The 26,224-nt window shown below is 64.7% G+C and carries 29 protein-coding genes; 7 read left to right on the forward strand and 22 right to left on the reverse strand.

Annotation, left to right across the window (positions count from 1 at the left end):
• The first annotated feature begins 24 nt into the window (after positions 1-24).
• Positions 25-1,284, forward strand: coding sequence for a ubiquinone biosynthesis hydroxylase (locus FJ972_RS04840; protein WP_140524666.1), 1,260 nt, complete (start codon positions 25-27; stop codon positions 1,282-1,284).
• A gap of 13 nt (positions 1,285-1,297) precedes the next feature.
• Here FJ972_RS04840 and FJ972_RS04845 read toward each other — a convergent pair whose 3' ends face one another.
• A complete protein-coding gene (locus tag FJ972_RS04845) occupies positions 1,298-1,654 on the reverse strand; it encodes a YciI family protein (RefSeq protein ID WP_140492691.1) in 357 nt (118 codons plus the stop codon).
• Positions 1,651-1,878 (reverse strand): hypothetical protein, encoded by a 228-nt coding sequence (locus FJ972_RS04850; protein WP_140492694.1) that lies wholly within the window; start codon positions 1,876-1,878, stop codon positions 1,651-1,653. The genes FJ972_RS04845 and FJ972_RS04850 overlap by 4 nt, the downstream gene beginning before the upstream one ends.
• 213 nt (positions 1,879-2,091) lie before the next feature.
• On the opposite strand from FJ972_RS04850, the gene FJ972_RS04855 reads away from it, so the two are divergent.
• Entirely contained in the window at positions 2,092-2,517 is a 426-nt protein-coding gene (locus FJ972_RS04855) for an OsmC family protein (RefSeq protein WP_140492697.1), read from the forward strand.
• 48 nt (positions 2,518-2,565) lie between these two features.
• On the opposite strand, the gene FJ972_RS04860 is transcribed toward FJ972_RS04855, so the two are convergent.
• From FJ972_RS04860 to sdhC, 5 genes are all read right to left on the reverse strand, one after another.
• Complete coding sequence (locus FJ972_RS04860; RefSeq protein WP_140524667.1) at positions 2,566-3,192, reverse strand: YceH family protein; 627 nt, start codon at positions 3,190-3,192, stop codon at positions 2,566-2,568.
• Positions 3,193-3,296: 104 nt separating this feature from the next.
• Complete coding sequence (locus FJ972_RS04865; protein ID WP_140518103.1) at positions 3,297-4,076, reverse strand: succinate dehydrogenase iron-sulfur subunit; 780 nt, start codon at positions 4,074-4,076, stop codon at positions 3,297-3,299.
• Between the two features lie 39 nt (positions 4,077-4,115).
• Positions 4,116-5,951, reverse strand: a complete 1,836-nt coding sequence (sdhA, locus tag FJ972_RS04870; RefSeq protein WP_140524668.1) for a succinate dehydrogenase flavoprotein subunit — start codon at positions 5,949-5,951, stop codon at positions 4,116-4,118.
• A 4-nt stretch (positions 5,952-5,955) separates the two neighbouring features.
• Complete coding sequence (gene sdhD, locus FJ972_RS04875; RefSeq protein WP_140518101.1) at positions 5,956-6,351, reverse strand: succinate dehydrogenase, hydrophobic membrane anchor protein; 396 nt, start codon at positions 6,349-6,351, stop codon at positions 5,956-5,958.
• A gap of 2 nt (positions 6,352-6,353) precedes the next feature.
• Positions 6,354-6,773, reverse strand: coding sequence for a succinate dehydrogenase, cytochrome b556 subunit (gene sdhC, locus FJ972_RS04880; protein ID WP_140518100.1), 420 nt, complete (start codon positions 6,771-6,773; stop codon positions 6,354-6,356).
• 444 nt (positions 6,774-7,217) lie between these two features.
• Here sdhC and FJ972_RS04885 point away from each other — a divergent pair, with 444 nt between their 5' ends.
• Positions 7,218-7,580, forward strand: a complete 363-nt coding sequence (locus FJ972_RS04885; RefSeq protein ID WP_140524669.1) for a hypothetical protein — start codon at positions 7,218-7,220, stop codon at positions 7,578-7,580.
• Here FJ972_RS04885 and FJ972_RS04890 read toward each other — a convergent pair.
• Complete coding sequence (locus tag FJ972_RS04890; RefSeq protein WP_140524670.1) at positions 7,564-8,766, reverse strand: sensor domain-containing diguanylate cyclase; 1,203 nt, start codon at positions 8,764-8,766, stop codon at positions 7,564-7,566. The genes FJ972_RS04885 and FJ972_RS04890 overlap by 17 nt on opposite strands.
• A 189-nt stretch (positions 8,767-8,955) precedes the next feature.
• The gene (locus FJ972_RS04895; RefSeq protein WP_140524671.1) at positions 8,956-10,152 is read right to left on the reverse strand and encodes a GGDEF domain-containing protein; all 1,197 of its coding nucleotides are present in this window, start codon (positions 10,150-10,152) and stop codon (positions 8,956-8,958) included.
• Between the two features lie 160 nt (positions 10,153-10,312).
• Here FJ972_RS04895 and FJ972_RS04900 point away from each other — a divergent pair, with 160 nt between their 5' ends.
• Positions 10,313-10,627 carry a hypothetical protein gene (locus FJ972_RS04900; RefSeq protein ID WP_140492726.1) on the forward strand — a complete coding sequence of 105 codons (315 nt, stop codon included), beginning with the start codon at positions 10,313-10,315 and terminating at the stop codon, positions 10,625-10,627.
• An 88-nt stretch (positions 10,628-10,715) separates the two neighbouring features.
• On the opposite strand, the gene leuC is transcribed toward FJ972_RS04900, so the two are convergent.
• The 7 genes from leuC to rplS form a co-directional block, all read right to left on the reverse strand.
• On the reverse strand, positions 10,716-12,125 hold the full coding sequence (leuC, locus tag FJ972_RS04905) for a 3-isopropylmalate dehydratase large subunit (protein ID WP_140524672.1): 1,410 nt from the start codon (positions 12,123-12,125) through the stop codon (positions 10,716-10,718).
• A gap of 314 nt (positions 12,126-12,439) precedes the next feature.
• Entirely contained in the window at positions 12,440-13,075 is a 636-nt protein-coding gene (locus tag FJ972_RS04910; protein WP_140524674.1) for a class I SAM-dependent DNA methyltransferase, read from the reverse strand.
• Between the two features lie 56 nt (positions 13,076-13,131).
• Positions 13,132-13,944: an amino acid ABC transporter permease gene (locus FJ972_RS04915; protein WP_140492737.1), complete on the reverse strand. Its 813-nt coding sequence runs from the start codon at positions 13,942-13,944 to the stop codon at positions 13,132-13,134.
• Positions 13,945-14,204: 260 nt separating this feature from the next.
• Positions 14,205-15,002 carry a transporter substrate-binding domain-containing protein gene (locus FJ972_RS04920; protein ID WP_140524675.1) on the reverse strand — a complete coding sequence of 266 codons (798 nt, stop codon included), beginning with the start codon at positions 15,000-15,002 and terminating at the stop codon, positions 14,205-14,207.
• Positions 15,003-15,180: 178 nt separating this feature from the next.
• Positions 15,181-15,690, reverse strand: a complete 510-nt coding sequence (locus FJ972_RS04925; protein ID WP_140524676.1) for a MarR family winged helix-turn-helix transcriptional regulator — start codon at positions 15,688-15,690, stop codon at positions 15,181-15,183.
• Positions 15,687-16,106 carry an organic hydroperoxide resistance protein gene (locus tag FJ972_RS04930; protein ID WP_140518091.1) on the reverse strand — a complete coding sequence of 140 codons (420 nt, stop codon included), beginning with the start codon at positions 16,104-16,106 and terminating at the stop codon, positions 15,687-15,689. The genes FJ972_RS04925 and FJ972_RS04930 overlap by 4 nt, the downstream gene beginning before the upstream one ends.
• Positions 16,107-16,261: 155 nt before the next feature.
• Positions 16,262-16,801, reverse strand: coding sequence for a 50S ribosomal protein L19 (rplS, locus tag FJ972_RS04935; RefSeq protein WP_140492749.1), 540 nt, complete (start codon positions 16,799-16,801; stop codon positions 16,262-16,264).
• Positions 16,802-17,106: 305 nt separating this feature from the next.
• On the opposite strand from rplS, the gene FJ972_RS04940 reads away from it, so the two are divergent.
• Complete coding sequence (locus FJ972_RS04940; protein ID WP_140524677.1) at positions 17,107-17,859, forward strand: sulfite exporter TauE/SafE family protein; 753 nt, start codon at positions 17,107-17,109, stop codon at positions 17,857-17,859.
• Here FJ972_RS04940 and trmD read toward each other — a convergent pair.
• Together trmD and rimM are read right to left on the reverse strand one after the other, a co-directional pair.
• A complete protein-coding gene (gene trmD / locus FJ972_RS04945; protein WP_140492755.1) occupies positions 17,841-18,542 on the reverse strand; it encodes a tRNA (guanosine(37)-N1)-methyltransferase TrmD in 702 nt (233 codons plus the stop codon). The genes FJ972_RS04940 and trmD overlap by 19 nt on opposite strands.
• The gene (gene rimM / locus FJ972_RS04950; RefSeq protein WP_140524678.1) at positions 18,539-19,138 is read right to left on the reverse strand and encodes a ribosome maturation factor RimM; all 600 of its coding nucleotides are present in this window, start codon (positions 19,136-19,138) and stop codon (positions 18,539-18,541) included. The genes trmD and rimM overlap by 4 nt, the downstream gene beginning before the upstream one ends.
• Before the next feature lie 282 nt (positions 19,139-19,420).
• On the opposite strand from rimM, the gene FJ972_RS04955 reads away from it, so the two are divergent.
• Positions 19,421-20,359 carry a tyrosine recombinase XerC gene (locus FJ972_RS04955; protein ID WP_140492761.1) on the forward strand — a complete coding sequence of 313 codons (939 nt, stop codon included), beginning with the start codon at positions 19,421-19,423 and terminating at the stop codon, positions 20,357-20,359.
• Between the two features lie 174 nt (positions 20,360-20,533).
• Positions 20,534-21,601 carry a TraB/GumN family protein gene (locus FJ972_RS04960; RefSeq protein WP_140524964.1) on the forward strand — a complete coding sequence of 356 codons (1,068 nt, stop codon included), beginning with the start codon at positions 20,534-20,536 and terminating at the stop codon, positions 21,599-21,601.
• A gap of 574 nt (positions 21,602-22,175) precedes the next feature.
• On the opposite strand, the gene lpdA is transcribed toward FJ972_RS04960, so the two are convergent.
• From lpdA to odhB, 4 genes are all read right to left on the reverse strand, one after another.
• Positions 22,176-23,579 (reverse strand): dihydrolipoyl dehydrogenase, encoded by a 1,404-nt coding sequence (gene lpdA, locus FJ972_RS04965; RefSeq protein ID WP_140524965.1) that lies wholly within the window; start codon positions 23,577-23,579, stop codon positions 22,176-22,178.
• A 26-nt stretch (positions 23,580-23,605) separates the two neighbouring features.
• Entirely contained in the window at positions 23,606-24,361 is a 756-nt protein-coding gene (locus FJ972_RS04970) for an SDR family oxidoreductase (RefSeq protein ID WP_140492777.1), read from the reverse strand.
• Positions 24,358-24,816: a hypothetical protein gene (locus FJ972_RS04975; RefSeq protein ID WP_181173422.1), complete on the reverse strand. Its 459-nt coding sequence runs from the start codon at positions 24,814-24,816 to the stop codon at positions 24,358-24,360. Before FJ972_RS04975 ends, FJ972_RS04970 begins: the two co-directional genes overlap by 4 nt.
• A gap of 86 nt (positions 24,817-24,902) precedes the next feature.
• Positions 24,903-26,189 carry a 2-oxoglutarate dehydrogenase complex dihydrolipoyllysine-residue succinyltransferase gene (gene odhB / locus FJ972_RS04980; protein WP_140524967.1) on the reverse strand — a complete coding sequence of 429 codons (1,287 nt, stop codon included), beginning with the start codon at positions 26,187-26,189 and terminating at the stop codon, positions 24,903-24,905.
• Between the last annotated feature and the right edge of the window lie 35 nt (positions 26,190-26,224).

Here is a 26,224-nt window from a genome sequence, read left to right on the forward strand (position 1 = left end):
GCTGGCTTGCAAGGAGCGAAGACCATGGAAGGCAAGGCAGAGGCGAAAACCAGGTCCGGGCTCGATGTTCTGGTCGCCGGCGCCGGCTATGTCGGCCTGGCTGCCGCCGTGTCGCTGAAACAGGCGCAACCGGAGCTTGCCGTGGCCCTGGTCGATGCCGCACCCCCCGGCTCCTGGCAAAGGGACGGGCGCGCCTCGGCCATTGCGGCGGCCGCCTGCCGCATGCTCGAGCGGCTCGGCGTCTGGGCCGAGATCGCGCCGGAAGCGCAGGCAATCACCGAGATGATCATCACCGATTCGCGTGCCGCCGATCCTGTGCGCCCGGTCTTCCTCACTTTCGACGGCGAGGTGGCGCCGGGCGAGCCCTTCGCACATATGGTGGCCAACCGGGTGCTGAACGGCGCCTTGCGCCGCAGCGCCGAAAAGCTCGGCGTCGACATCATCGAAGGCGTTGCCGTGCAAGGGTTCGAAACCAATGGTGCAGGCATCACCGTGCATTTGGCCGACGGCGCGACGCTGAAGGCGCGGCTGCTGGTCGCCGCCGACGGCGTCAATTCGAAGCTGCGCGACATGGCCGGCATCAAGACGGTGAAGTGGGAATACGGCCAGTCCGGCATCGTCTGCACCGTGGCACATGAACGGCCCCACAACGGCCGTGCCGAAGAGCATTTCCTGCCCGCCGGCCCCTTCGCCACGTTGCCGCTGAAGCCGGGCGAGGACGGCTCCAACCGCTCGTCGATCGTCTGGGTCGAGCGGTCGGAAGATGCTCAGACGCTGGTCGCCGGCGACGACCTCCTCTTCGAGCACGAACTGGAACAGCGTTTCGGCCTCAAGCTTGGCGAGATCCGCGTCGCCGACAAGCCGCGCGCCTGGCCGCTGGGTCTTACCATCGCGCGCGCCTTCGTCGCGCCGCGCGTGGCGCTTGCCGGCGATGCCGCCCACGGCATCCATCCGATCGCCGGCCAGGGCCTCAATCTCGGCTTCAAGGATGTCGCCGCCCTGGCCGAGGTGATCGTCGAGGCCGACCGGCTGGGCCAGGATATCGGCGCGCTCGACGTGCTCGAGCGCTACCAGCAATGGCGTCGTTTCGACACGGTGCAGATGGGCGTCACGACAGATGTGCTGAACCGGCTGTTTTCCAACGACATCGGTCCGCTGCGCGCGGTGCGCGACATCGGCCTCGGCCTGGTCGAACGCATGCCGCGGCTGAAGGAATTCTTCATCCGCCAGGCGTCGGGGCTTTCGGCCGGCACGCCGCGCCTTTTGAAGGGCGAGGCGATCTGACCCGCCGCGCCATCTATGACCCGGGCACGTCATAGATCGCCCGGACCTCGATCGTGCCGAGTTCGGCCAGCGGAATGCCGCCAGCGATGTCCAGCGCCTCCTGGAGGTCCTTCGCCTCGATCATGACGAAGCCGAGCAACTGCTCCTTGGTTTCGGCGAACGGGCCGTCGGTGACCAGTCGCTTGCCCTTGCGACGGCGCACGGTCTTCGAGGTCTTCACCGATTGCAGCGCCTGCGCGACGATGAGCTTGCCTTGTTGGTCCAAGGACCGGTCATAGGCCAGCGAATCGGCGTCGAGCTTGGCCGATCCTTCCGGAGTGAGCGCGTAGAGGTCTTTCTCCTCACCATAGACCAGGCAGACATATTTCATTTCGCGCTCCCTTGCTGCGATGAATCATAGGATGCGGCGACGAGCGTGTCAGCCTTGCCTTCGACCGCTGCTGCATGGTCGAGAAGGCATGCCGCGACCGCGACGATGGCGACAGCCGCCAGCAGCCTGCGGACACCGGACGGCGGCGGCTCCAGCCAGAAGTCCTGCCGTCGTTGAGCCTTGCGGCCCGGGGTCTTCCATATTGCGAAAAACAGATTGTCCATGTGAACCTCCATCCGGCCACAATCCCGTGGTCGCCCGCAGGACGGTCGGGCCGAATGGAAGCCGACATTTTTGCACGCGGATTTTTTTCTAAAGGAATGAACCGTCATCACGCCGTGGTCCAAACAGCGCAGTGGTCTTCGCGCATGCCCGCGCTATAGTTGGCCGGACGCTGGGCTCACCTGGACAAGTTCACGACAACCAAGGAGGAATTCATGGACCGCACCGCAACCGCCGTCTGGAAGGGCAATCTGAAGGACGGCAAAGGCACGCTCGACAGCCAGAGCGGGACCCTGAACGGCACGCCCTATTCGTTCAAGGCACGCTTCGAGGACGAGAGCGGCAAATCCGGCACCAATCCGGAAGAGCTGATCGCGGCCGCGCACGCCGGCTGCTACGCCATGCAGCTGTCGCATTTCCTGGCCGAGAACGGCACCCCGGCGGCCGAACTCGACGCCAAGGCCGTGGTGACGCTGGTTCCCGGCACCGGCATCACGGGCAGCGCGATCACCCTTGTCGGCAAGGTGCCCGGCATCGACGCGGCGAAGTTCAAGGAATTGGCCGAGAAGGCCAAGGCCGAATGCCCTGTTTCCAAAGCGCTGGGCGCCATCAACGTATCGCTCGACGCCAGGCTCGGCTGAGACCCCGGCATCCCGGCGCGCATGGTCGCGCCGGGCACCCTCGAGCGCTCAGGCGCCCAGCGCGTCGAGCCGGGCGCGAAGGGCTGCGACTTCCTGCTCCAGCGCCTCCACTCTCGCTTCGAGGTCGGAAGCGGGCACGGCCGATGCAGTGCGCTGCGCCGACAGGGCGGCAACGTCAACCGGCCCGGCGAGGAGATGCACATAGCGGTCCTCGCGTTGGCCTGAACCGCGCGGGATTTCCTGAACGAGCGGCGGTCGACGGCCGATCAGCATATCGAGTTCACCGCGCAAATCCTCGATCGATGAAAACCTTGCCATGCGCTCGCTGCGTGCCAACAATTCATGCGCCGTCTGCGGCCCGCGCAGCAAAAGCAGACCGACCAAGGCGGTCTGAGGCGTGGTCAGCGAGAAGCGCTGCGCCATCTGGTGCTCGTAGCGCTCGACGCGGGAGCCGAACACCTGCCGCACCAGCCCCTTCTGCTCGAGCAGCTTTAGCGCCCGGTGCACCTCTGTCTGCTCCAGCGCCATGCCGGGCTCGCGCGCCGTCTTCTGGTTGGCGGCGGCAAGCGCTGCGTTGAGGGTCAACGGATAGACGTCCGGCGTCAGCTCCTTCTTCTCGATGAGGCAGCCGAGCACACGCGCTTCGGGAGGAGACAGGATGGGGAGGTCCGTCATTGGATTGCAATCCTTTTTGAAGCTGGCAAGACAGCGCCCCTTTTGTCCTGCCGGAGAAAGGGGCGCGAAGGATCGCTGCGTTCAAGATTGCCGCGAGCGAGCGCCTAAACCCTTCTCTCCACCATCATCTTCTTGATTTCAGCGATCGCCTTGGCCGGATTCAAGCCCTTGGGGCAGGTCTGCGCGCAGTTCATGATGGTGTGGCAGCGATAGAGCCGGAAGGGGTCCTCGAGATTGTCGAGCCGCTCGCCCGTGGCCTCGTCGCGGCTGTCGATCAGCCAGCGATACGCCTGCAGCAAGGTTGCCGGGCCGAGATAACGGTCGCCGTTCCACCAATAGCTCGGGCAAGAGGTCGAGCAACAGGCGCATAATATGCATTCGTAGAGCCCGTCGAGCTTCTCGCGCTCCTCATGGCTCTGCAGCCATTCCTTGGCCGGCTGCGGCGAGACCGTCTTCAGCCACGGTTCGATCGAGGCGTGCTGGGCGTAGAAATTGGTGAGGTCGGGCACCAGGTCCTTGATGACGGGCATATGCGGCAGCGGGTAGATCTTGACGGCACCCGATATGTCGTCGCAGCCCTTGGTGCAGGCGAGCGTGTTGGAGCCGTCGATATTCATGGCGCAGGAGCCGCAGATGCCTTCCCGGCAGGAGCGGCGCAAGGTCAGCGTCGGGTCGATCTTGTTCTTGATCCAGAGCAGCGCATCCAGCACCATCGGCCCGCAATCGTCCATGTCGACGAAATAGGTGTCCATGCGCGGGTTCTCGTCATCATCCGGCGACCAGCGGTAGATGCGGTATTCCCTGAGATTGGTCGCGCCTTCCGGCTTCGGCCAGGTCTTGCCCTGCTGGATCTTCGAGTTCTTGGGGAGCGTGAGTTCGACCATTACCTCAGGTCCTTTCGGATGACGCGGCTGGACGTCATTTCAATACACCCTGGCCTTGGGCGCGATCTTGGCGAGACTGATGCCGCCGTCCTTTTCGGCCAGCAGCGGTTCGGTGTGCACCGGGCGGTAGGAGAGCGTCACCTCACCGGTCTCGCTCAGATGGGCGAGCGTGTGCTTGCGCCAGTTGGCGTCGTCGCGGGCCGAGAAATCCTCCCGCGCGTGCGCGCCACGGCTCTCCTTGCGCGCCTCGGCGCCGTAGACCGTGGTGATGGCGTTGGCCATCAGGTTTTCCAGCTCCAGCGTCTCCACCAGGTCGGAGTTCCAGATCATCGAGCGGTCGAAAACCTTTATGTCCTTGAGCTCGCCCCAGATCTGCGAAATGCGCTTGCAACCGTTCTCCAGCGATTCCTGCGTGCGGAACACCGCCGCGTCTTCCTGCATGGCGCGCTGCATCTTTTCGCGCAGAACCGCCGTCGGCGTCGAGCCGTTGGCGTGGCGCAGCCGGTCGAAGCGGTCCATGATCTTGTCGACCGAGGCCTGGTTGGGCGACGGGATTGCCGATTTGCGGTCGATGACCTGGCCGGCACGGATCGCCGCCGCGCGGCCGAACACGACCAGGTCGATCAGCGAGTTCGATCCCAGCCGGTTGGCGCCGTGCACCGAGGCGCACCCGGCCTCGCCTACCGCCATCAAGCCGGGCGAGACCCGATCGGGATTAAGGATCGTCGGGTTGAGCACCTCGCCCCAGTAATTGGTCGGCACGCCGCCCATATTGTAGTGCACCGTCGGCAGCACCGGAATCGGCTCCTTGGTGAGGTCGACGCCGGCGAAGATCTTTGCCGATTCCGAGATGCCGGGCAGCCGCTCGTGCAGCACCGCCGGATCGAGATGATCGAGGTGCAGGAAGATATGGTCCTTGTTCTTGCCGACGCCGCGGCCCTCCCGGATTTCCAGCGTCATGCAGCGCGAGACGACATCGCGCGAGGCAAGGTCCTTGGCCGACGGCGCGTAGCGCTCCATGAACCGCTCGCCCTCGGAATTGACGAGATAGCCGCCCTCGCCGCGCGCGCCTTCGGTGATCAGGCAGCCGGCCCCGTAGATGCCGGTCGGGTGGAACTGCACGAACTCCATGTCCTGTAAAGGGAACCCCGCCCGCGCGGCCATGCCGCCGCCGTCGCCGGTGCAGGTGTGGGCCGACGTCGCCGAGAAATAAGCGCGGCCATAGCCGCCTGTCGCCAGCACAACCATCTTGGCCGAGAAGCGGTGGATGGTGCCGTCGTCGAGGTTCCAGGCGACGACGCCGGTGCATGTGCCGTCCGGCTCCGTGATCAGGTCGAGCGCGAAATACTCGATGAAGAACTGCGCGTTGTTCTTCAGCGACTGGCCGTAGAGCGTGTGCAGGATGGCGTGGCCGGTGCGGTCGGCGGCCGCGCAGGTGCGCTGCACCGGCGGGCCATCGCCGTAATTCATCATGTGGCCGCCGAACGGCCGCTGGTAGATCTTGCCCTCTTCCGTGCGCGAGAACGGCACGCCGTAATGCTCGAGTTCGTAGACGGCGGCCGGCGCTTCACGCACCAGATATTCCATGGCGTCGACATCGCCCAGCCAGTCCGAACCCTTGACGGTGTCGTACATGTGCCACTGCCAGGAGTCCGGGCCCATGTTGGAAAGCGAAGCGGCAATGCCGCCCTGCGCCGCCACCGTGTGCGAGCGGGTCGGGAAAACCTTGGTGATGCAGGCGGTGCGCAGGCCCTGTTCGGCCATGCCCAGCGTAGCGCGCAGTCCCGCGCCCCCGGCACCGACGACCACGACGTCGAATTTGTGGTCGACATAGGTATAGCCTGCCGTATTGGCTTCTTTCGCGTCCTTGGCCAAAACGTCAGCCTCCGAATGCCAGTTTGAGCAGGGCGAAGAGCGAAGCCACGCCGACCGCTACGGTGAAGAAAGTGTTGAGGGCGATCAGCGCCAGCTTCATGCCTTCGCCATGCACGTAATCCTCGATGATCACCTGCATGCCGATCCGCATGTGATAAAGCGGCGAGATGAGCACAAGGGCCATCATCAGCGCCACGAGCGGGTTGGCGAGCGCTGCCCGCACCTCCGCATAACCGGCGCCGTTGAGCGCGACCAGGAACCCGGTGAAGAACAGGATCAGCGGGATGTTGGCGATTGCCGTGAGGCGCTGGCGCCAGAAATGCCCGGTGCCTTCGCGGGCGGACCCCAGGCCGCGGACTTTCGCCAGCGGCGTGCGCATGTCGGTCTTTCCAGTGCTCATGGTCAGGCTCCTCGCGCCATATAGCCGGCGATCCAGATCAGCAGCGTGAGCAGGACCGAGCCGGCCAGGGTCGCCCAGGCGATCTTGGAGGCGGTATGCTTTTCGAGACCGGCGCCGGTATCCCAGATCAGGTGGCGCACGCCGCCCAGCATGTGGTGCATGAGCGCCCAGGTGTAGCCGAACAGGATCAGCCGTCCGAGCCAGGTTCCGAAGGCCCAGCTCACCCAATCGAAAGTGGCTTGCGAGCTCGCCGCCGCCATCAGCCATATCGCGACCAGGAGCGTGCCGAAATAGAGCGCGCCGCCGGTGATGCGATGGATGATCGACATCGTCATGGTGATCGGCGGCCGGTACACGCTGAGGTGCGGCGAAAGCGGCCGTTCACGTCTGGCGAATTCGCGGGTGGCTGGTGATTTGCTCATGGCTCCCCCAGTTCGGCGTTCCTGGAGCCTCAGGTGGAAATGCGGCATTGCCGCTTCCGGTTGCGACTTCGGACAGCCGGTTTCTAATGCTCTTTTTGCACCGCGTCAAAGCCGGAAAACCGTTTCGAAAACGTAATTTAGTCTGATTAAAAGGCAGGTCCGGGCTTCAATCGATTAGGCGTCGACGATGCCAAGCCGGCCCGTTCTCGCTGCGGTGCAGCATATATGTGGCGGGCGCGGGCTTCGGCTCAGCGGGTGCGGGTCAGCGGCGCCGAGCCCGCTTTCATCACCAGCGCCTCGCGACCGTCGATCACGATCGCGTCATGTGCCTCGTTAACCATGTTTATCAAGACATGGGTGAGAACCGCGCCAGCCTCTTAACAAAGGTTAAGAAAAGGTTAATTTCCGATTCGAGGAGGCTTTGTCTCCAACATGGAGGACGCCATGCGTTCGAATTCGGGCAGATCGCGCCTTGCAGTGCTCACAGTGGCGGTATTGGCCGTCGGCTTCGCCGCGCCGGCGCTGGCGGACGGACGCCACCAGGATCGGGTCTACGCCGATTCCTTCGGCAATCTCGTCATCGACAGTGCCGCCGGCTACAAGCGCATCCTCGTCGGCGAAGGCAAGCTCGCCAAGCAGCTGTCCGACTATACCAGCGCCGGCCAGCCCAAGGTGATCTACGAGAACGGGGCTGACGAGATGTCGGGCTATGGCGACTGCTATCGGCCGCCGGTGTTCGTGAAGGGGCGCAGTTATATGTATGGCCTCTCCGACGGCGAAATGCCCGAGCTCAGCCCCTGCCGCTGAACAGCGCCACGGCCTCTGGCCTGGCTGGCCCGGCGGAAACGCGCACGCAGTCGCGCCCGGCATCCTTGGCCTGATAGAGCGCTTCATCGGCACGTCGCATCAGGTCGGAAAAATGCTCGCCGGCATGAAGTTCGGCGACGCCGAAGCTCGCCGTGCAGCGATTGTCGGCGGGGAGCCCGTCGATGGGCAGCGTCCCGAAGGCGCTGCGCGCGCCTTCGGCGAACAGCCGCGCGGCGGCAAGGTGGGTGCCGGGCAGGATGATGGCGAACTCCTCGCCGCCTATACGACCGGCGACATGGTGGTCGGTCGCGGCCTCACGCAGGAAGCGGGCAAAGGCCTCGATGACCCGGTCGCCCGAGGCATGGCCGTAATTGTCGTTGATGGACTTGAAGTGATCGAGATCGGCGATGACCAGCGCGACTGGAACGCCCCGGCGCGCCGCGTCCCCCAGCGCCGTCTCGGCGTGACGCTCGAAGCCGCCGCGGTTGAGGAGCCGCGACAGCGTGTCCGTTTCCGACTTCGACGTCGCCTCGGCGAGCACGTCGCGCACCAGTATGGCCAGCGCCAGCAAGGCCAGCGCCACGCCGAACACGGTGCCGAGCGATTGCGATACCAGGGCATAGCTGGTCTGCAGATAGGATTGCGGGGCGGCGCCGCGGCCGCCAAGCGCATCGGCGATAAATGGCTTGCTGGCGAACTGCATGGCGCTGGCCGCCAGCACCGCCATCAGCATCCGATCGAGCCGGTCACGCCTTTGCCTGGACGACCAGACAATGCCGAACCCGGTAAGCTGCATGACGGCGTAGGGCAGTTGGTAGGCCATCTTGCTGACAAGGGACTGGCGCGGCAGATCCTGGGCGAAATAGACCGCGACAGACGCAACGGCCAGGACCAGGAGCATCGCCGACCAGGGCGGCGTCACGCCGTATCTATGCGCAAGCCCGCCGTTGAAGGCGATGGTGGCGCCAAGGAAAACGGCAAAGGCTGCGACGACCACCAGCCGCGCATTGTCGAAGGCGGGGATGCTGAATTCCACGACGAAATAGGCCATGCCCAGCACATAACCGAACGCCAGCCAGCGTGCCGAGACGCGTCCGATGTCATAGACGGCAATCGCCATGAAGGCCGCCGCCAGCAGCCCGGCAACGAACAGATTGATGACAAGGATGAAGTCCGCGCCGCCCATGATTTCCCAAGCCCCTGACGGCAGCAAACCATCGACGGGCGAAAAAGAAGTTAACGTCAGGTCATATCGGAGGCTCGCGCACGCCTCGGAGATTGGCCGAAGGATGGTTGCCATCGCCCTTCAGGGCGAAGCAAGGAAAGAAGCGGTGCGGCGCGGGTCCTGGATGATGAAGGCGTCGGCCGATCGCCTTCAGCCGGCTTTGAGCGGCTCCGGCACGAACAGCGTTTCCGGCCGCTCATAGGACAGGCGCACGCTGTCGCGGCCGTTCTTCTTGGCCTTGTAGAGGGCCTCGTCGGCGCGGCGCATCAACGGCTCCAGAGCTTCGTCGCCGCTGCGCGCCGCCACGCCGAAACTGGCGGTGACCTTGGTGCCGGGCGGAAGTCCGTCGACGCCGCCGGCCGAGTAGGCCACGCGCACGGCCTCTGCGAGCAGCCGCGCGGCGGCAAGATCGGTCAAGGGCAGGAGCACCGCGAATTCCTCGCCGCCGATACGTCCGGCCTCACCGCGCGTACCGGCGGCGGCGCGAAGCTTGGCGGCGAAGTCGGCGATCACCCGGTCGCCCGCGGCATGCCCATGCAGGTCGTTGAGCGTCTTGAAGTGGTCGAGATCGGCCAACACAAGAGCCACCGGCAATTTCGCCGCCGCGCAGCGTTGCAAGAGCAGGGCCGCCCGTTGCTCGAAGCCGCGCCGGTTGAGGAGGCGAGACAGCGGATCGGTGTAGGTTTCGACCTTCAACGCCTTCATCACGTCGAGGGCGGCGGCGGAGAACAGGCAAAGCGCGATCAGCAGCGACAGCAGCGCATGCGACAGCAACGCCGTCGTCCAATAGGATGATGTATAGAGCTCGTCATAAGTCGCGAAAGGCCCGTGCGCGACGATGACGGCAAGGGTGCGCACGAAGAAATTCAGCCCCGCGAGCAACGCCAGGACGAACAGGATATTTTCCGTCGGGCCATTGCCACGCACCTTGCGCAATTCGGCGGCCGCCACCAGGCTGATGCCGCCGAGCGCGAAATTGATGACGAGGACCCGCCATGTCAGGTCCGGCTGGACGAACAGGAACCAGCAAAAGGCGGCCATGCCGCCGCTCGCCAAGACGCAAAGCCCGGCATAGGGCACTCGCTGGCCATGCCGCGCCACGATCGCGCCGGCCAGGCAGGATCCGGCAACGCAGAAGCATAGGTTGGAGAGCAGCTTCGACGGTGCCAGGCCAACGGGCAGCGTGAAATGCTGGAACAGGAACCCGGCCGCCGCAAGCGAATAGCTTACCGCCAGCACGGCCAGATAGGGACGGTGGCGCTGATAGAACCAAAGCACGAGGAACGCCGCGCCAAGGGCCAGCGCGATCGTCGGGTTTAACAACGCTATCAGCAGGCCGGTGTCCAAAAGACCGTGACTTCCCCTCGCTTGACGTCAGGGAAGACCTTAGGGCGCAAGCCCAAACAAGCGGTTAAGCGAAAGCGAATATGCGTCACGCTGGTGCGGAGCGTGACGTGGAACCGGCGCGCCGGACCTGCGTTTGTCCAGCGCAGAAGAGGAACCGATAATGGCCGATACAATCACCCTGACCGATCACGAGGCAATCCGTTCGTGGGCCGCGTCGCGCGCCGGCTTTCCGGCCATTGTCGACGTGTCGCCCGAAGCCGGCACGCAGGCGATGCTGCGGCTGGTATTCGGCCAGCACGCCTATGAGGACGAAGACCAGCCGGAGCGCCCGATCAATGCCGGAGGTTATGAGCTGGTCGAGTGGGACGAATGGTTCAAACTCTTCGATGAACGCGGGCTGGCCCTGGTGGTCGCCGCCGAAGAACCCGGGCGCCGCGAGCAGTTCCACGAGATCATCCGCCGCGACGACCGGTGAAGCTCCAAACATGCTCTGAACGCTCAAGCAGAAGGCCCGAATCGCATCGCGATCCGGGCCCTTGCGTTTCGATCGAACCAGCCGCGATTTACTTCCAGTCGCGAATATCGACGAAGTGGCCGGCGATCGCCGCCGCCGCAGCCATGGCCGGCGACACCAGATGGGTGCGCCCCTTGAAGCCCTGCCGGCCCTCGAAATTGCGGTTCGAGGTCGAGGCGCAGCGCTCATGCGGCTTCAGCCGGTCGTCGTTCATGGCAAGGCACATCGAGCAGCCCGGCTCGCGCCAGTCGAAGCCGGCGGCGAGGAAGATCTTGTCCAGCCCTTCGGCCTCGGCCTGTTCCTTGACCAGGCCGGAGCCCGGCACGATCATGGCGTTGACGCGCGGATTGACTTTTCGGCCCTCGACCACCTTGGCGGCGGCGCGCAGATCCTCGATGCGGCCGTTGGTGCAGGAGCCGATGAAGACACGGTCGAGGGCGATGTCGGTGATCTTCGTTCCCGGCGTCAGGCCCATATAGTCGAGCGCGCGCTGCTTTGAGGTGCGCTTGTTTTCGTCGGTGATGTCTTCCGGGTTCGGCACAATCCCTTGCACCGAGACAACATCCTCCGGGGAAGAGCCCCAGGAGACGATCGGCGGCAGTTTGGCCGCATCGAGCACGATCACCTTGTCGAAATGCGCGCCTTCGTCGGATTGCAGTGTCTTCCAGTAGGCGAGCGCGGCGTCCCAGGCGGCGCCCTTGGGCGCGCGCGGCTTGTCCTTGACATAGGCGAAGGTCGTCTCGTCGGGTGCGATCAGGCCGGCGCGCGCGCCGCCCTCGATCGACATGTTGCAGATCGTCATGCGGCCTTCCATCGACAGCGAGCGGATCGCCTCGCCGGCATATTCGATGACATAGCCGGTGCCGCCGGCGGTGCCGATCTCCCCGATGATGGCGAGGATAATGTCCTTGGCGGTGACGCCTTCCGGCAACTGGCCGTCGACGCGCACCAGCATGTTCTTGGCCTTACGCTGGATCAGCGTCTGCGTCGCCAGCACGTGCTCGACCTCCGACGTGCCGATGCCGTGCGCCAGCGCGCCGAAGGCGCCGTGGGTGGAGGTGTGGCTGTCGCCGCAGACGATGGTCATGCCGGGCAAGGTGAAACCCTGTTCCGGCCCGATGATATGGACGATGCCCTGGCGGATGTCGTTCTCGGAATAATATTCGACCCCGAAATCCTTGGCGTTCCTGGCCAGCGCCTCGACCTGGATGCGGCTTTCCTCGTTCTTGATGCCGAACTTGCGCTCGGGCGAGGTCGAGACGTTGTGGTCGACCACGGCCAGCGTCTTTTCGGGATGACGGACTTTGCGGCCACTCATGCGCAGGCCCTCGAAGGCCTGCGGGCTGGTCACCTCATGGACGAGGTGGCGGTCGATATAGAGCAGGCAGGTGCCGTCGTCCTGGCGGTCGACGACGTGGTCGTCGAAAATCTTGTCATAGAGGGTGCGCGGTGCGCTCATGTGCGTAAATCCGTCGATATGAGAAAGGGAAGGGCAGACGCCGAGACGTCCGGCGGAACGACTTGATCAGTCGGCTTGCGTAAGTCGGCTGGTCGGCGCGCCGCAGACACGCGCGGAGAAGCGCGACGGCAGGCGTTTTCTGTCCTGCAGCACGAACCCCTTGTAGGCCGGATCGCCAAAAAGCTCTTCCATGGCGGGGTAGATAGCAATGTTTTGGCTTTTCGGCAATTGGCGGTGGCTGCGCGGGACCTGGGTTCCTCGTCCTCGCGTCCACGCCTCCGGGGGATGCGCACCAAGCTTGGCGGACCCGCGGTTCAAAGCACCTCGAAGACAAACGTCTTCACCAGCGCATCCGGCTCGGCAATCGCATAGCAGCGGAACCACGGGCTTTGCTCCATCAGCCGCCATTTTCCCGTCCGTTCCAGCTCGTCGAAGACGGCCTGGAAACCACCGCTCTCGAACACCTGGTCGCGCACGGTGAAGATGGCGTGGCCGCCTTTCTTCGTGATGCGCACCAGTTCGTGCAGGCCGGAAGCCGGCGCATGGCTGATGGTGAACACGCCGGTCGAGAAGAAGGCGCGGAAATGGCCGTCGGGCCAGGGCAGCGGGCCGCCCAGCATTGCCTGCTTCAGCTCGCCATAGGCGTTGCGGCTGCCGGCGATCTTCAGCATGTCGTCCGACAGGTCGAGCCCGGCGATATCGCCGTAGCCCAGCGCCTTCAGCGACGGCCCGGACAGGCCGGTGCCGCAGCCGGCGTCGAGCAGCGGCCCTTCGCCCGCAGGCACGTGGCGCGCCACCCAGGCGGTGATGAGGAACGGCAGGAGATAGCCGAGCGAGGCGGTCTCGCTGTCATAAGTCGCGGCCCATGCGGCATAGGCCTGCGCCAGGGTTTCGGGCGTATCGGCCGTATAGACCGAATCCAGCGCAGCATTGGCCTTGTCGACGTTCATGGGCATGCTCCTCCTCCAATGCGCAACTGGAGCGTAACGCCGTCCTTGCCGAAAGACTATTCCTGATGCTGGCGGCGCAACCGCCGTTCCAGCGCCCGGAGCGCCAAAGACAAGCCGACGGTCAGGATGAGATAGATGTAGGCTGTTATCGAATAGGTCTCGAAGAAGCGGAAGGAACCGGCGGCATAGACCTTGCCCATCTGCGTGATGTCGGCGACACCGAGCACCGAGACCAGCGAGGAATCCTTGACCAGGGCGACGAAGTCATTGCCGAGCGGCGGCAGGATGGTACGGATCGCCTGCGGAAAGACGATGAGCCGGAAACGTTGCGCCCGCGTGAGCCCGAGCGCCTTGGCCGCTTCGATCTGGCCCTTCTCGACCGCCTGGATGCCGGCCCGGAACACTTCGGAGATGAAGGCGGAATAGCCGATGGTCAGCGCCATGACGGCGCGCCACAAGAGCGAGACGTCGCGCACCTGCAACTCGCCGAGATAGCCGGTGCTCTGCAGCGGCGCGGTCAGCGCGTTCCAGGCTGCGACGAAAGCCGGTGCGCCGGCAAACGCGATCCAGAACAAAAGCACCAGGATCGGTACGCCACGGATGATCTCGACATAGAAACGCGCGATCTGCCGCAGCCACTGCGAACCCGACAATCCCATCAGCGCGATGCCGAGGCCGATGATCGAGGCCAGCGCGAAGGCGACAATGGTGACGAAGACGGTGACGCCGATGCCCTTGGCAACAGTGGCGAAGACCTGGGCATAAAGATCGCTGGCGGCGATGGCGAGCGCGGCGGCCAAGGCAAGGACAAGGGCGGCGGCCAGCCACCAGGGGAATTCAGGTTTGACGGAGGATGGTGGGGGGGCCATCAGGCGTGGCCGGCGAGGTGCATAGTGCGCAAGGCAGGCGCCAAGGCGCCCCCCTCTGTCCTGCCGGACATCTCCCCCTCAAGGGGGGAGATCAGATGTCTCATCGGCCTTCGCCAATCTTCATCGATGCTGCATGTGGGACGAAGGCCAAGCTGCCAATCTCCCCCCTTGAGGGGGAGATGCCCGGCAGGGCAGAGGGGGGCGTTCAAGCGCAAACTCAGCGCGAGTTCCCGCACGCGCACCGCCCGCATCAAGACGAACTACTGCCCCATCTTGTAATCAAGAAACCATTTCTTGTTCAGCGCATCGAACGTGCCGTCGGTCTTGAGCGCGGCGATCGCGGCGTTGACAGGCTTCACCAGGTCGGAGCCCTTGGGAAAGATGAAGCCGAAATCCTCGGTGCCCAGCGGGCCGCCGATCAGCTTCAGCTTGCCCTCGGAAGCGTCGACATAGCCCTTGCCCGCAGTGCCGTCCGTGAGCACCACATCGACGTCGCCAGTCTTCAGCGCCTGCACGGTGGCACCGAACGTCTCGAACAGCTTTATGCGCGGGTTCTGCTCATTGCCGTCCAGCACGCTGTAGACAGCGGTGTAGAAGGGCGTCGTGCCGGCCTGCGCGCCGATCAGCCCGTCCTTGAAGGCGCCGAAGGTCTTGGCGTCGGTGAAGCGGCTCTCGTCGCCGCGCACCAACATGAACTGTTCCGAGCGCATATAGGGGTCAGAGAAATCCACCTTCTGCTTGCGGTCGTCCTTGATGGTGATGCCGGTCATGCCGATGTTGTACTGGTTGTCGGAAACCGCCTGGATCATCGCGTCCCAGGACGTGTTCTGGTACTCGACGGTGAAATTCAGCCGCTTGGCGATCTCGTTCATCGCGTCATATTCCCAGCCGATCTGTTTTCCGGTCTTGGCATCGATGAACTGTAGCGGCGGATAGGCGTTTTCCGTCACCACCACCACTTTCTTGCCGCCGAGATCGGGCAGCGCCTGGGCGAAGGCGGCAACGGGCGCAAGCATGACGGCAAGCAGGCCGGCCAGCAGCAGTTTCGATTTTGTCATGACACACTCCCCGGAAGTGAAAGCGCCCGGACACGGGCCGGGCTTGCAAAGGAAATCCGGCGCCGACTTTAGCTCTCCGCAAGCGCCATGCAAGACGCTCCGCTGCGCCACGGCCGGCGAAAAACGCAAATAGATACTTTCGGCCGGGATTTTGGGGAACGATCCTTGCCGTGGCCGATCAGCCGCGCTGCGGCGCTCCGGCATCGGCCTCGCGCAGCCCGGCGACGAAGCGGGTCAGCGTGCCGTGCAGCGACTTCAACTCGGCTGGGTCGAGCGGCAGGCTGCAGAGCATGGCGGCGGGGATGTCCCTGGCGCGCTCGCGCAAGGCTTGGCCCTTGACTGTCGGCTCGACCAGCACGCGGCGCTCGTCGGCAGGATCGCGCCGGCGCGTAACCAGGCCGCCGGCCTCGAGCCGCTTGAGCAGCGGCGTCAGCGTCGCCGAATCGAGGCCCAGCGCCTCGCCGAGCTCGCCCACCGTGCTCGGCGCGCGCTCCCACAGCGCCAGCATGGCCAGATATTGCGGATAGGTCAGGCCAAGCGGATCGAGCAACGGCCGGTAGAGCTTCGTCATCAATCCGCTCGCCGAATAGAGCGCGAAGCAGAGCTGGTCGCTGAGCCTTGGGACCGCGCTTGTCCCGGCGTCACCCGCCGGGACCTGGTTGGCCGTGTCTTTGGTTTTCGCCGTCATGTCGCCTTTGCCGAAATCGCCACCTCGATATTGCCCCTGGTTGCGTTGGAGTAGGGGCAGATCTGGTGCGCTGCCGATACAAGCGCTTCGGCGGCCGCCTGATCAAGACCTTTCGTCTCGGCCGCCAGGGAAACGCCGAGCAGGAAACCGCCCTGACCGTTGGGATGGAGGCTGACAGTGGCCGTCACCGAGGCATCGCGCAGCGGCAGTTTCTGCTTGCCGGCGAGAAACCGCATGGCGCTTTCGAAGCAAGCGGCATAGCCGGCGGCGAAAAGCTGTTCGGGATTGGTGGCGCCACCCTTGCCGCCAAGCTCCTTCGGCATTGCGAGGTCGACGCTGAGCAGGCCGTCATTGGTCTGGACGTGGCCGGCGCGGCCGCCGACGGCACGAGCCTGGGTCGAATAGAGTGCGGGCATATCAAGTCTCCAAAATTAATTCGTACACGATTAATTAGTATACCGTATTATAGGAGTCAATCCCGCTTTGGAAGCCCGCATGTGGCAAAGGGCGGGCTCCGAAACGAAAAAAAGGCGGCCGAAGCCGCCTTTTTCAGAAGTCTCTGTCGAAAGCCTTATTCGGCGGCAGCGGCTTCCGCAGCCTTGGCGGCTTCGTCGGCGGCCTTCTTCTCGGCGGCTTCCTTGGCGGCTGTCTCGGCGGCCAGCGCCTGCGCGGCGGCAACCTTCTCGGCCTCGATGCGCGCCTTCTCGGCGTTCAGCGCATCGCGCTCCTCATCATTGAGCTTGCGGGCGCGCACGCCGGTGTTCTCCGAAATACGGGCCGACTTGCCGCGACGGTCGCGCAGGTAATAGAGCTTGGCACGACGCACCTTGCCGCGACGCACGATCTCGACGCCTTCGACCATTGGCGAAAACACCGGGAAGACGCGCTCGACGCCTTCGCCGTAGGAGATCTTGCGGACAGTGAAATTTTCCTGGAAGCCCGAACCGGCGCGGGCGATGACGACGCCTTCATAGGCCTGGACGCGGGTGCGGGTGCCTTCGGTCACGCGGACCTGGACGCGCACGGTGTCGCCGGGCTGGAATTCGGGAAGCTTGCGCTTGGCTTCGATCTTGGCGGCCTGTTCGGCCTCGAGCTGACGGATGAGATCCATCTTAATAATCCACTTCTTGTTCTTCCGACAGTCAGAGCGCCCGGCGCTCGCCTTGCAGTTCCAATGACCGCTCGGCTATGCCCTTTGTTCGAAAACATCGGGCAGGGGCGACTACACCGCCATTGTTGACGGGTCCGGCAGATTTCTCCCGGTTCGGCGGGCACATACAGCTATTTCGACGCTTTGTCACGTCTTGGCCGCGTCTTTTTTGCTCGCGTGCACCATCGTATCTGTCCACTGCCGGGTTGCAAGGGCCCTTCAAGCTGCCTAAGGCGAGGCAACCATAGTTCTCGGGCGGCATCCTCATGTCCTTTTTCGACGCGGTCCTGCTATTCATGGCGGGTTTTCTTTCCGGCGCCGCCAATGCGGTCGCGGGCGGCGGCACCTTCATCACGTTCGGTGCCATGACCTTGGTCGGCCTGCCGCCGATCGTCGCCAACGCGACCTCCTCGGTGACGCAATTTCCCGGCTACATCACCTCGACGCTGGCCTACGGGGACGACATCCGCCATTTCTGGCGTGGCGCCCTGCTGCTCTGCCTGATATCGGCGCTCGGCGCACTGGCCGGCGCGCTTATCCTGCTGGCGCTGGACAATCCGTCATTTCGCGTCCTGGTGCCGTGGCTGCTGCTGGCCGCGACGGCGCTGTTCGCCGCCGGGCCGTGGCTGAAGCCCGCACCCAAGCCGGGGCATGAGGCTTCTGTGGGCTCGTTGGCCGGCTCGCTGGCGCAGTTCGTCACCGCCATCTATGGCGGCTTCTTCGGGGCCGGCATGGGCGTGATGATGCTGGCGACGCTCGGCCTGACCCAGGCCGGCGACTACCACCGCCTGAACGCGCTGAAAAACATGCTGGCCATGGTCATCGCAGCGGTCGCCATCATCGTCTTCGTCTCGGGTGGCGTCGTCGCCTGGCCGCAAGCGATCGTCATGATCCCCGGCGGCGCGTTGGGCGGCTATGCCGGCGTGTGGATCGCCAAGCGCGTGCCGCAGAACGTGGTGCGTGGCTTCGTCGTCGCGGTCGGGCTGTTCCTGGCTTTCTACTATTTCGCCAAGGGCTGAGGAGAGCCGAGCAAGTCCGGCCGCCGTTCTCGAGTCAGCTTCTCCGACTGTGCCCGCCGCCACGCCGCGATCTTGCCGTGGTTGCCCGAGGTCAGCACCTCGGGAATGGGCCGGCCCTCGAAATCCTGCGGCCGCGTGTAATGCGGGTGTTCGAGCAGGCCGTTTTCAAAGCTCTCTTCTTCACCCGACACGGCATTGCCCATGACGCCGGGCAGCAGCCGCACGACCGCGTCGAGCAGCACAAGCGCCGCCGGCTCGCCACCGGACAGAATGAAGTCTCCGACCGAGACTTCCTCCAATCCTCGCGCGTCGATCACCCGCTGGTCGATGCCTTCGAAGCGGCCGCACAGGATGACGGCGCCCGGCCCGGCGGCCAGTTCGCGCACGCGCGCCTGCGTCAGCGGCTTTCCACGCGGGCTCATCAGCAGCCGTGGCCGCAAATCGCCTTCGGGCGAGGCATGGTCGATCGCCCTGGCCAAGACATCGGCGCGCATCACCATGCCGGCGCCGCCGCCGGCCGGCGTGTCGTCGACAGTGCGGTGGCGATCGGTTGCAAAGTCGCGGATCTGGATTGCTTGCAGCGACCATGTACCCGCCTCCAGCGCCCGCCCGGCCAGCGACAGGCCAAGCAGACCCGGAAACATTTCCGGGTAGAGCGTAAGCACGGAGGCGGAGAAGCTCACCGGTTGCCCCCGGCGTCCCTCGGGCCGCGCGGCCTGCCCTTCGGGTCGAAGCCTTCCTCGCGCGGCGCTTCGCCGTCCTCGTCCTCGACCAGTCCGGCCGCCGCCTGGTTGACGCGCACAAAACCCTCGGCGATGGACACTTCGGGCACAGCGGCCTGCGTGAACGGGATCAACACGCCCTTGCGTCCGGCCAGCGTCACATCGAGGATGTCGCCGCCGCCGAAATTGTGCACGGCGACGACCTTACCAAGGACGGCTCCCGTATCGTCCCGAACCTCCAGACCGATCAGGTCGGCATGATAGAATTCGTCCTCCTCGCCGTCATCGGGCAGCATGGAGCGATCGACGAACAGCTCCGTGCCGGCCAGCGCCTCGGCCGCGTTGCGGTCACTGACACCCTTGAAGCGCACCACGACCACGGTGTTGGCGGGCCTTATGTCCATGATCTGGAAGGCGCGGCCGTCCCTTGCGTAAAGCGGCCCGTAATCGGCGAGCGCCAGCGGATCGCCGGTAAAGGTTTTGACGCGCAATTCGCCCTTGATGCCGTGAGCGGCGCCGATCACGGCCATCTGGACAGGGTTCTGGGGCTTGCTCATGGCGCGCTTTTACCTTCGTCATCCACGGGCGGAGCAGGCGCGAAGCGACTGCGCAGACCCGAGGACCCATTCGTTACGGTGATCAAACCCACGGCAGTTCAGAAAGGCTCACGGGTTTCGTTCCTGCAACTCTCTATTTGCGGATACCCCGTTTGGCCAATCACCACGGTTTTGACTTGCCGCCGGTCGACTCCTAGCCCCACCGGATTGTCATTTCAATGACGCCTCTTCACCGCTTCCTAACCCGGCTGCCGGAAAATGACGGCGAACCGGAACGACGCCATGCAGGAATTCCTTATCCCGGCAAAGCCCGACCTCCAGGCGGCGCGCGAAAGCTGGCTCAAGATGCTCGCGCGAGAACGTCGGCTGTCGCCCGAGACGGTGGAAGCCTACGAGCGCGACACCAGGCAGTTCCTGCATTTCCTGACGGGTCATAATGGCGGCCCGCCCGGCATAGCCGACATCGCCGATCTGCGCCCGGCCGACCTGCGCGGCTTTCTCGCCGCGCGCCGCAATGAAGGCGCAGGCGCCCGCACGCTCGGCCGGGGGCTGGCCGGCATTCGCTCACTCTTGCGCTTTCTGGAACGGCGTGGTCTCGCCAACGCAGCGGGCGCGGCGGCCCTGCGCGCGCCTCGCCAACCAAAGTCACTGCCGAAACCGCTGACGGCCAGTGACGCAAAACATGTCGTTTCCGTCGAGGGTCAATTGGCGGAGGAACCCTGGATCGCCGCCCGCAACGCCGCCGTGCTGACGCTGCTCTACGGCTCGGGCCTGCGCATTTCCGAGGCGCTCGGCCTTGCCGGCGCCGAACTGGCGTCGGAGGCCGACACGGTGCTGCGCGTCACCGGCAAGGGCGGCAAGACGCGGCTGGTGCCGGTGCTGCCGGTGGCGCTCAGGGCGGTTGCCGAATACCGCCGGCTGTGCCCCTACCATCTCGACCCCAAGGGCCGGTTGTTTCGCGGCGCGCGCGGCGGCCCGCTCAACCCGGCCATCGTCCAGCGCGAGATGGCCAAGCTGCGCTCGGCGCTCAACCTGCCGGACACCGCAACGCCGCACGCCTTGCGCCATTCCTTCGCCACGCATCTGCTCGGCCGCGGCGGCGACCTGCGCACCATCCAGGAACTGCTCGGCCATGCCAGCCTGTCGACCACGCAGATCTACACCGGCGTCGATACGTCGAGGCTGTTGGAGATCTATGAATCGGCTCACCCGAGGGCGTGAAGTATTGGGGTTGCGCGAGGCTTCCGGACTTCGCCACGGGATGATGAGGGGTGGGCGGCTCAACCAACCGCAAGCCGTTCAGTAATTCGAGCGATAGTCAAAACTGATTGAACCGAAGACAATTTCGTTCTCCGGGTTAACCGTTTTGCCGTTTTTCCAGCTTAGGAAAGGACCATGAAACGGGTCATCGTCATCGCCGACCGCGCTGCGCTCTTCTCGCTGAAGCTGCTCCTGGCGTTCCATGTGCTGTTCTTCCTGTCTCTGCTCGCCGTCCTGTTGTTTGCGGCGGGCAAGGCGCATGCCGAAATCCCGTCCTGCACCGGCGCCGACATGCTGTCGGCGTTGCAGAAAAGTGACCCGTCCACCTACCGCAAGATCGAGGCGGAAGCCGCCGCAACGCCGAACGGCAAGGGCCTGCTGTGGAAGCTGGAGAAGACGGGCGAACAGCCGTCCTTCCTGTTCGGCACCATGCATATGACCGACCCGCGCGTCACAGCGCTGCCGCCGGCGGCGCAGAAGGCCTATGACGGCGCCGGCACCATCGTCATCGAGACCACCGAAGTGCTCGACCAGCAGAAGATGATGGCGGCCCTGCTCAAGCAGCCGGAGCTGATGATGTTCACCGACAGCACCACGCTGTCGTCGCTGCTGTCGCCCGACGACGCCGCGGCGGTCGACAAGGCGCTCGACGAACGCGGCATCCCGCCGGCAACCGTCGCCAAGATGAAGCCGTGGATGCTGTCGGCCATGGTGGCGCTTCCAGCCTGCGAGCTCGCCCGCAAGGCGGGCGGCGCGCCGGTGCTCGACGTCAAGCTTGCCGAGGATGCCAAGGCCTCCGGCAAATCCGTCGAAGGGCTGGAAACCGTCGCCGACCAGCTGCGCGCCATGGCTTCGCTGCCGATGGCGTTCCACATGAAGGGACTGGTCGACACGCTGAAGCTCGGCGACAAGATGAACGACGTCAACGAAACCATGATCGTGCTCTACCAGCGCGGCGAGACCGGCATGTTCTGGCCGCTGTTTCGCGCCGTGCTGCCCGGCGAGACGGGCGACGCGACAGGCTATGCGGCGTTCGAGCAGACCATAATCACCAGCCGCAACAAGGCGATGGTCGATCATGCCGGACCATTCCTCGCCAAAGGCAGTGCCTTCATCGCCGTCGGCGCGCTACATCTGCCCGGCCCCGAGGGCCTGGTCGAGGATTTCCGCAAAGCCGGCTATACTGTCACCGCTGTCGATTGAGTCGCGTGGGCAGCGGAGGAATCAGGCGCCGCGTTTTCGGCGCTTTCCTTCCCTAGCGTGAAACCCCATCAACGGTTGCGCGTTGATGGCTGTTGATTGATCATTTTCATCCACGGAGGACACTTTTATGGCGAATCCATCAAACGACACGCCCAGATCAGGTGGCGGCGGCAGCCCTTGGCTGATTGCATTGGTCGTCGTTATTCTGGCGATTGTCGCGTATTATGTTTTCGGAAGAAGTGGTGAGCATCCGGCGACCGAACCGCCCGCCGCGAGCACACCGGCCCCGGCGCCAGCGCCCGCGGAGCCGATGAAGCCCGCCGAACCGGCTCCTGCCCCTGCCCCTGCCCCTGCCCCTGCCCCAGCACCCGCGCCGGCCCCTGCACCGGCGACACCGGCTCCTGCGCCGGCCCCAGCTCCCGCACCGGCCCAGTAATCGGGCCACGGCTTTCAACGAAGAACGGCCCGCCTTCCGGTGGGCCGTTCTGTTTGGGGCAGGCAAGGAGGCAATTCCCTCAAGGGAAGCGTTACGCGCTTGCCCGGGAAAACCGTTTCACGGTTTTCCTGGATCGTTCTAAATATGGATCGGCTTGAAGAACGTCGCCAATGCCGCTTCCTTCACTGCTTCCGACATGGTCGGATGGGCATGACAGGTGCGGGCGAGATCTTCCGACGAGCCGCCGAATTCCATCAGCACCGCCGCCTCGTGGATCATCTCGCCGGCGCCGAAGCCGACGATGTGAACGCCGAGCACGCGGTCGGTGGCCTTGTCGGCCAGGATCTTGACGAAGCCGTCGGTGTGCAGCATGGCGCGCGCCCGGCCATTGGCGGTGAACGGGAACTTCCCGACCTTGTAGTCGATGCCGGCCTTCTTCAATTCTTCCTCGGTCTTGCCGACCGAAGCGATCTCCGGGCTGGTGTAGACGACGCTCGGAATGACGTCATAGTTCACATGGCCGGCCTGGCTGGCAATGGTCTCGGCCACTGCCACGCCCTCATCCTCGGCCTTGTGCGCCAGCATCGGCCCGGCGATGACATCGCCGATGGCATAGATGCCTGGTATGTTGGTCCTGAGGTGCGCGTCGGTCTTGACCCGGCCGCGCTCATCGACCTCGACGCCCGCTTCCTTCAGGCCCAGGCTGTCGGCGAAAGCTCGGCGGCCGGTGGCGATCAGCACCATGTCGGCCTCGATCGTCTCGGCCGCGCCGCCTTTCACAGGCTCGAAAGTGACGCTGGCGCCCTTCTTGGCCTTGGCGACGCCGGTGACCTTGGCGCCGAGCCTGAATTCGAAGCCCTGCTTGGAGAGCAGCCGCTGGAATTGCTTGGAGACCTCACCGTCCATACCGCCGAGGATGGTGTCGAGGAATTCGACCACGGTGACCTTGGCGCCGAGCCGCGCCCAGACCGAGCCGAGCTCGAGCCCGATGACGCCGCCGCCGACCACGACGAGATGGCCGGGCACCTTGTCCAGCGACAGCGCGCCGGTCGAGGACACGATGACTTTTTCGTCGAAGTCGACCGTGACGCCAGGAATGCCGGCGACATCCGAGCCGGTGGCGATGACGATGTTCTTCGTCTCGATTTCCTCGACCTTGCCGTCCTCGCTCGTCACCGACACCTTGCCCGCCGCGACCACCGTGCCGATGCCGCGAAAACTATCGATCTTGTTCTTCTTGAACAGGAAGGCGACGCCGTTGACGTTCGCCGTCACCGTGGCGTCCTTGTGCGCCATCATCTTCTTCAAATTGAGCTTCGGTGTCACTTCGACACCCAGCGTGTCGAAGGAGTGGCCGGCTTCGGCGAACATCTCGGAGGCATGCAGCAACGCCTTGGATGGAATGCAGCCGATGTTGAGGCAGGTGCCGCCGAAGGTCGGGTTCTTCTCGACCACCGCGACCTTCAGCCCGAGCTGCGCCGCCTTGATGGCGCAGACATAGCCGCCCGGTCCCGAGCCGATGATTACGACGTCATAAGCCATGTTTGTTTCCCTTTTTCTTGGGGCGCTCAGCGGCCGCCGCTGACATTCAGGATCGCGCCGGTCGTATAGGACGCGGCATCGGACAACAGGTAGAGAACCGCGCCCGCGACTTCATCCGCGGTGCCGGCTCTTTTCATCGGCAGAAGATCGCGGAACCGTTCTATCCGGTCCGGCTGTCCACCCGAGGCATGGATTTCGGTATCGATGATGCCCGGCCGCACCGCATTGACGCGGATGCCTTCCAGCGCCACCTCGCGGGCGAGCCCCATGGTGAAGGTGTCGATCGCGCCCTTGGACGCGGCGTAGTCGACATATTCGCCCGGCGAGCCCAGAACTGCCGCAGCCGACGAGATGTTGACGATGGATCCACCCGACCCACCGTGACGGCTCGACATCCGCTTCACCGCTTCGCGGGCGCAGAGGAACGACCCCACGACGTTGATGCGCATCATGCGCTCCAGCCGTGAAACATCCATCTGATCGACCCGCGCCTTGACGTCGACGATGCCGGCATTGTTGACGAAAGCATCGAGCCGGCCATAGCCGCGGTCGACGGCTTCAAACATGGCAACGATATCGGATTCGACGCCGACATCGCCCCTGACCGCAAAGGCCTCGCCGCCTGCGGCCTTGATTTCGCCGACCAGCGCCTCGGCGGCGGTCTGGTTGGAGGTGTAGTTGACCGCTACGCGATAGCCAGCCTTCGACCCGAGCCGGCAGATCGCGGCGCCGATGCCGCGGCTGCCACCGGTGACCAGCAGCACCTTTTGCGTCCCGCTCATTCCTGGCATCCCTTCAAGGCAAACACGTCCGACGGCACTTTCGAAAACCCGGCGCCGCCATAGGCGGTGGATTGATGCAACACCGGACCGAGATCGGGCAGGATCAGCGTCTTCGGTGCTTCGACGCCTTCGGCCGGCAACAGGCCGATGCTGCCCTTTTCATCCGACGTATAGATGACGCCGTTCCACAAGGTGCAGGCGGCAAGCTCGGTGCCGGTAACGTCGCCTCCCGGGCATTTGTACATCAGCGCCCCGTTCGGCCGCGAAACACCTTCGTTCCATTGGACGATGCCGTTCAGCACCACATCGTTGTCGAGGATCAAGCGGAACGTGTTGGTGACGGTCGCCGACGTGCCGGTCGGCGTAAAATTGATCTCACTGCCGCTCTGGACATCGCCGTAGACGGCGAGTTCGGCCGGGCATGCGGCATTAGCGTGGACAGCGGCGAATGCCATACCGGCCGCCAGCGCTATCGGTCTGGCAGGCCCAGGGAACAGGGCCATTATTGGCTACTCCGACCGCGAGCCGCCATCCGACCGCCTCACAGATCAAGCACCAGCCGTTCCGGATCCTCCAGGCTTTCCTTGACGCGCACCAGGAAGGTCACCGCTTCCTTGCCGTCGACGATGCGGTGATCGTAGCTCAGCGCCAGATACATCATCGGCCGGATCACGATCTGGCCGCCGACCACCACGGGCCGGTCCTGGATCTTGTGCATGCCCAGAATACCCGACTGCGGCGCGTTGAGGATCGGCGTGGACATCAGCGACCCGTAGACGCCGCCATTGGAAATCGTGAACGTGCCGCCCTGCATGTCGGCGACCGACAGCTTGCCGTCGCGCGCGGCGATGCCGAGCCGGCCGATCTCCTTCTCGATCTCGGCGATAGACATCTGGTCGGCATCGCGCACCACCGGAACGACCAGACCCTTCTCGGTGCCGACGGCGACGCCGATATGGGCGTAGTTCTTGAAGATGATATCGGTGGCATCGATCTCGGCGTTGACCGAGGGGATTTCCTTCAGCGCGTGCGTGACGGCCTTGGTGAAGAAACCCATGAAGCCGAGCTTCACGCCGTGCTTCTTCTCGAACACGTCCTTGTACTTGGTCCTGAGCGCCATCACCGCTGACATGTCCACCTCGTTGAAGGTGGTGAGCATGGCGGCGGTCGACTGCGCTTCCTTGAGCCGGCGCGCGATGGTCTGGCGCAGCTTGGTCATGCGCACGCGCTCCTCGCGCGCCGCGTCGTTGCCTGAGGACGGCGCACGGGCAGCAACCGGCGCTGCCGGGGCCGGGGCCGCCTTCGGCGTCTCGGCCGGCTGCGACGGCGCACCCTTGGAGATGGCGTCCAGCACGTCGCCCTTCAGCACCTGGCCGCGCTTGCCGGAGCCGGAAAGCTGGTCGACCGACAGATTGTTCTCGGCGATCAGTTTCGCCGCTGCCGGCGCCGGCGGCATGGTGCGCGGCTCGACCGGACCGGCGTCGCCTGCGACCTTGGCGGTCTCGGCGGCGGCCTGTTTGGTGGTCTGCGCGGCGTCGGGGCTCGATGCCTGCGCCACGGCCTGCGGCTTGGTGACCGGTGCGGCGGCGCCACCGGCCGAAATCGAGCCCAGAAGAGCGCCGACCCCGACCGTCTCGCCCTCCTTGGCGGCGATCTCGCCCAAGGTTCCGGCGCCTGGCGAGGGAACCTCGACCGTCACCTTGTCGGTTTCGAGCTCGACCAGCGGCTCGTCGGCGGCAATGGCATCGCCCACCTTCTTGAACCATTTGCCGATGGTTGCCTCGGTGACGGATTCGCCGAGAGTGGGAACGCGGATTTCGGTAGCCATTGTGCCTGTCCGTTTGTTGTCTGTCTGTTCTATTC

Origin of the sequence: Mesorhizobium sp. B2-1-1 (genome assembly GCF_006442975.2) — a bacterium.
Classification (GTDB): Bacteria; Pseudomonadota; Alphaproteobacteria; order Rhizobiales; family Rhizobiaceae; genus Mesorhizobium.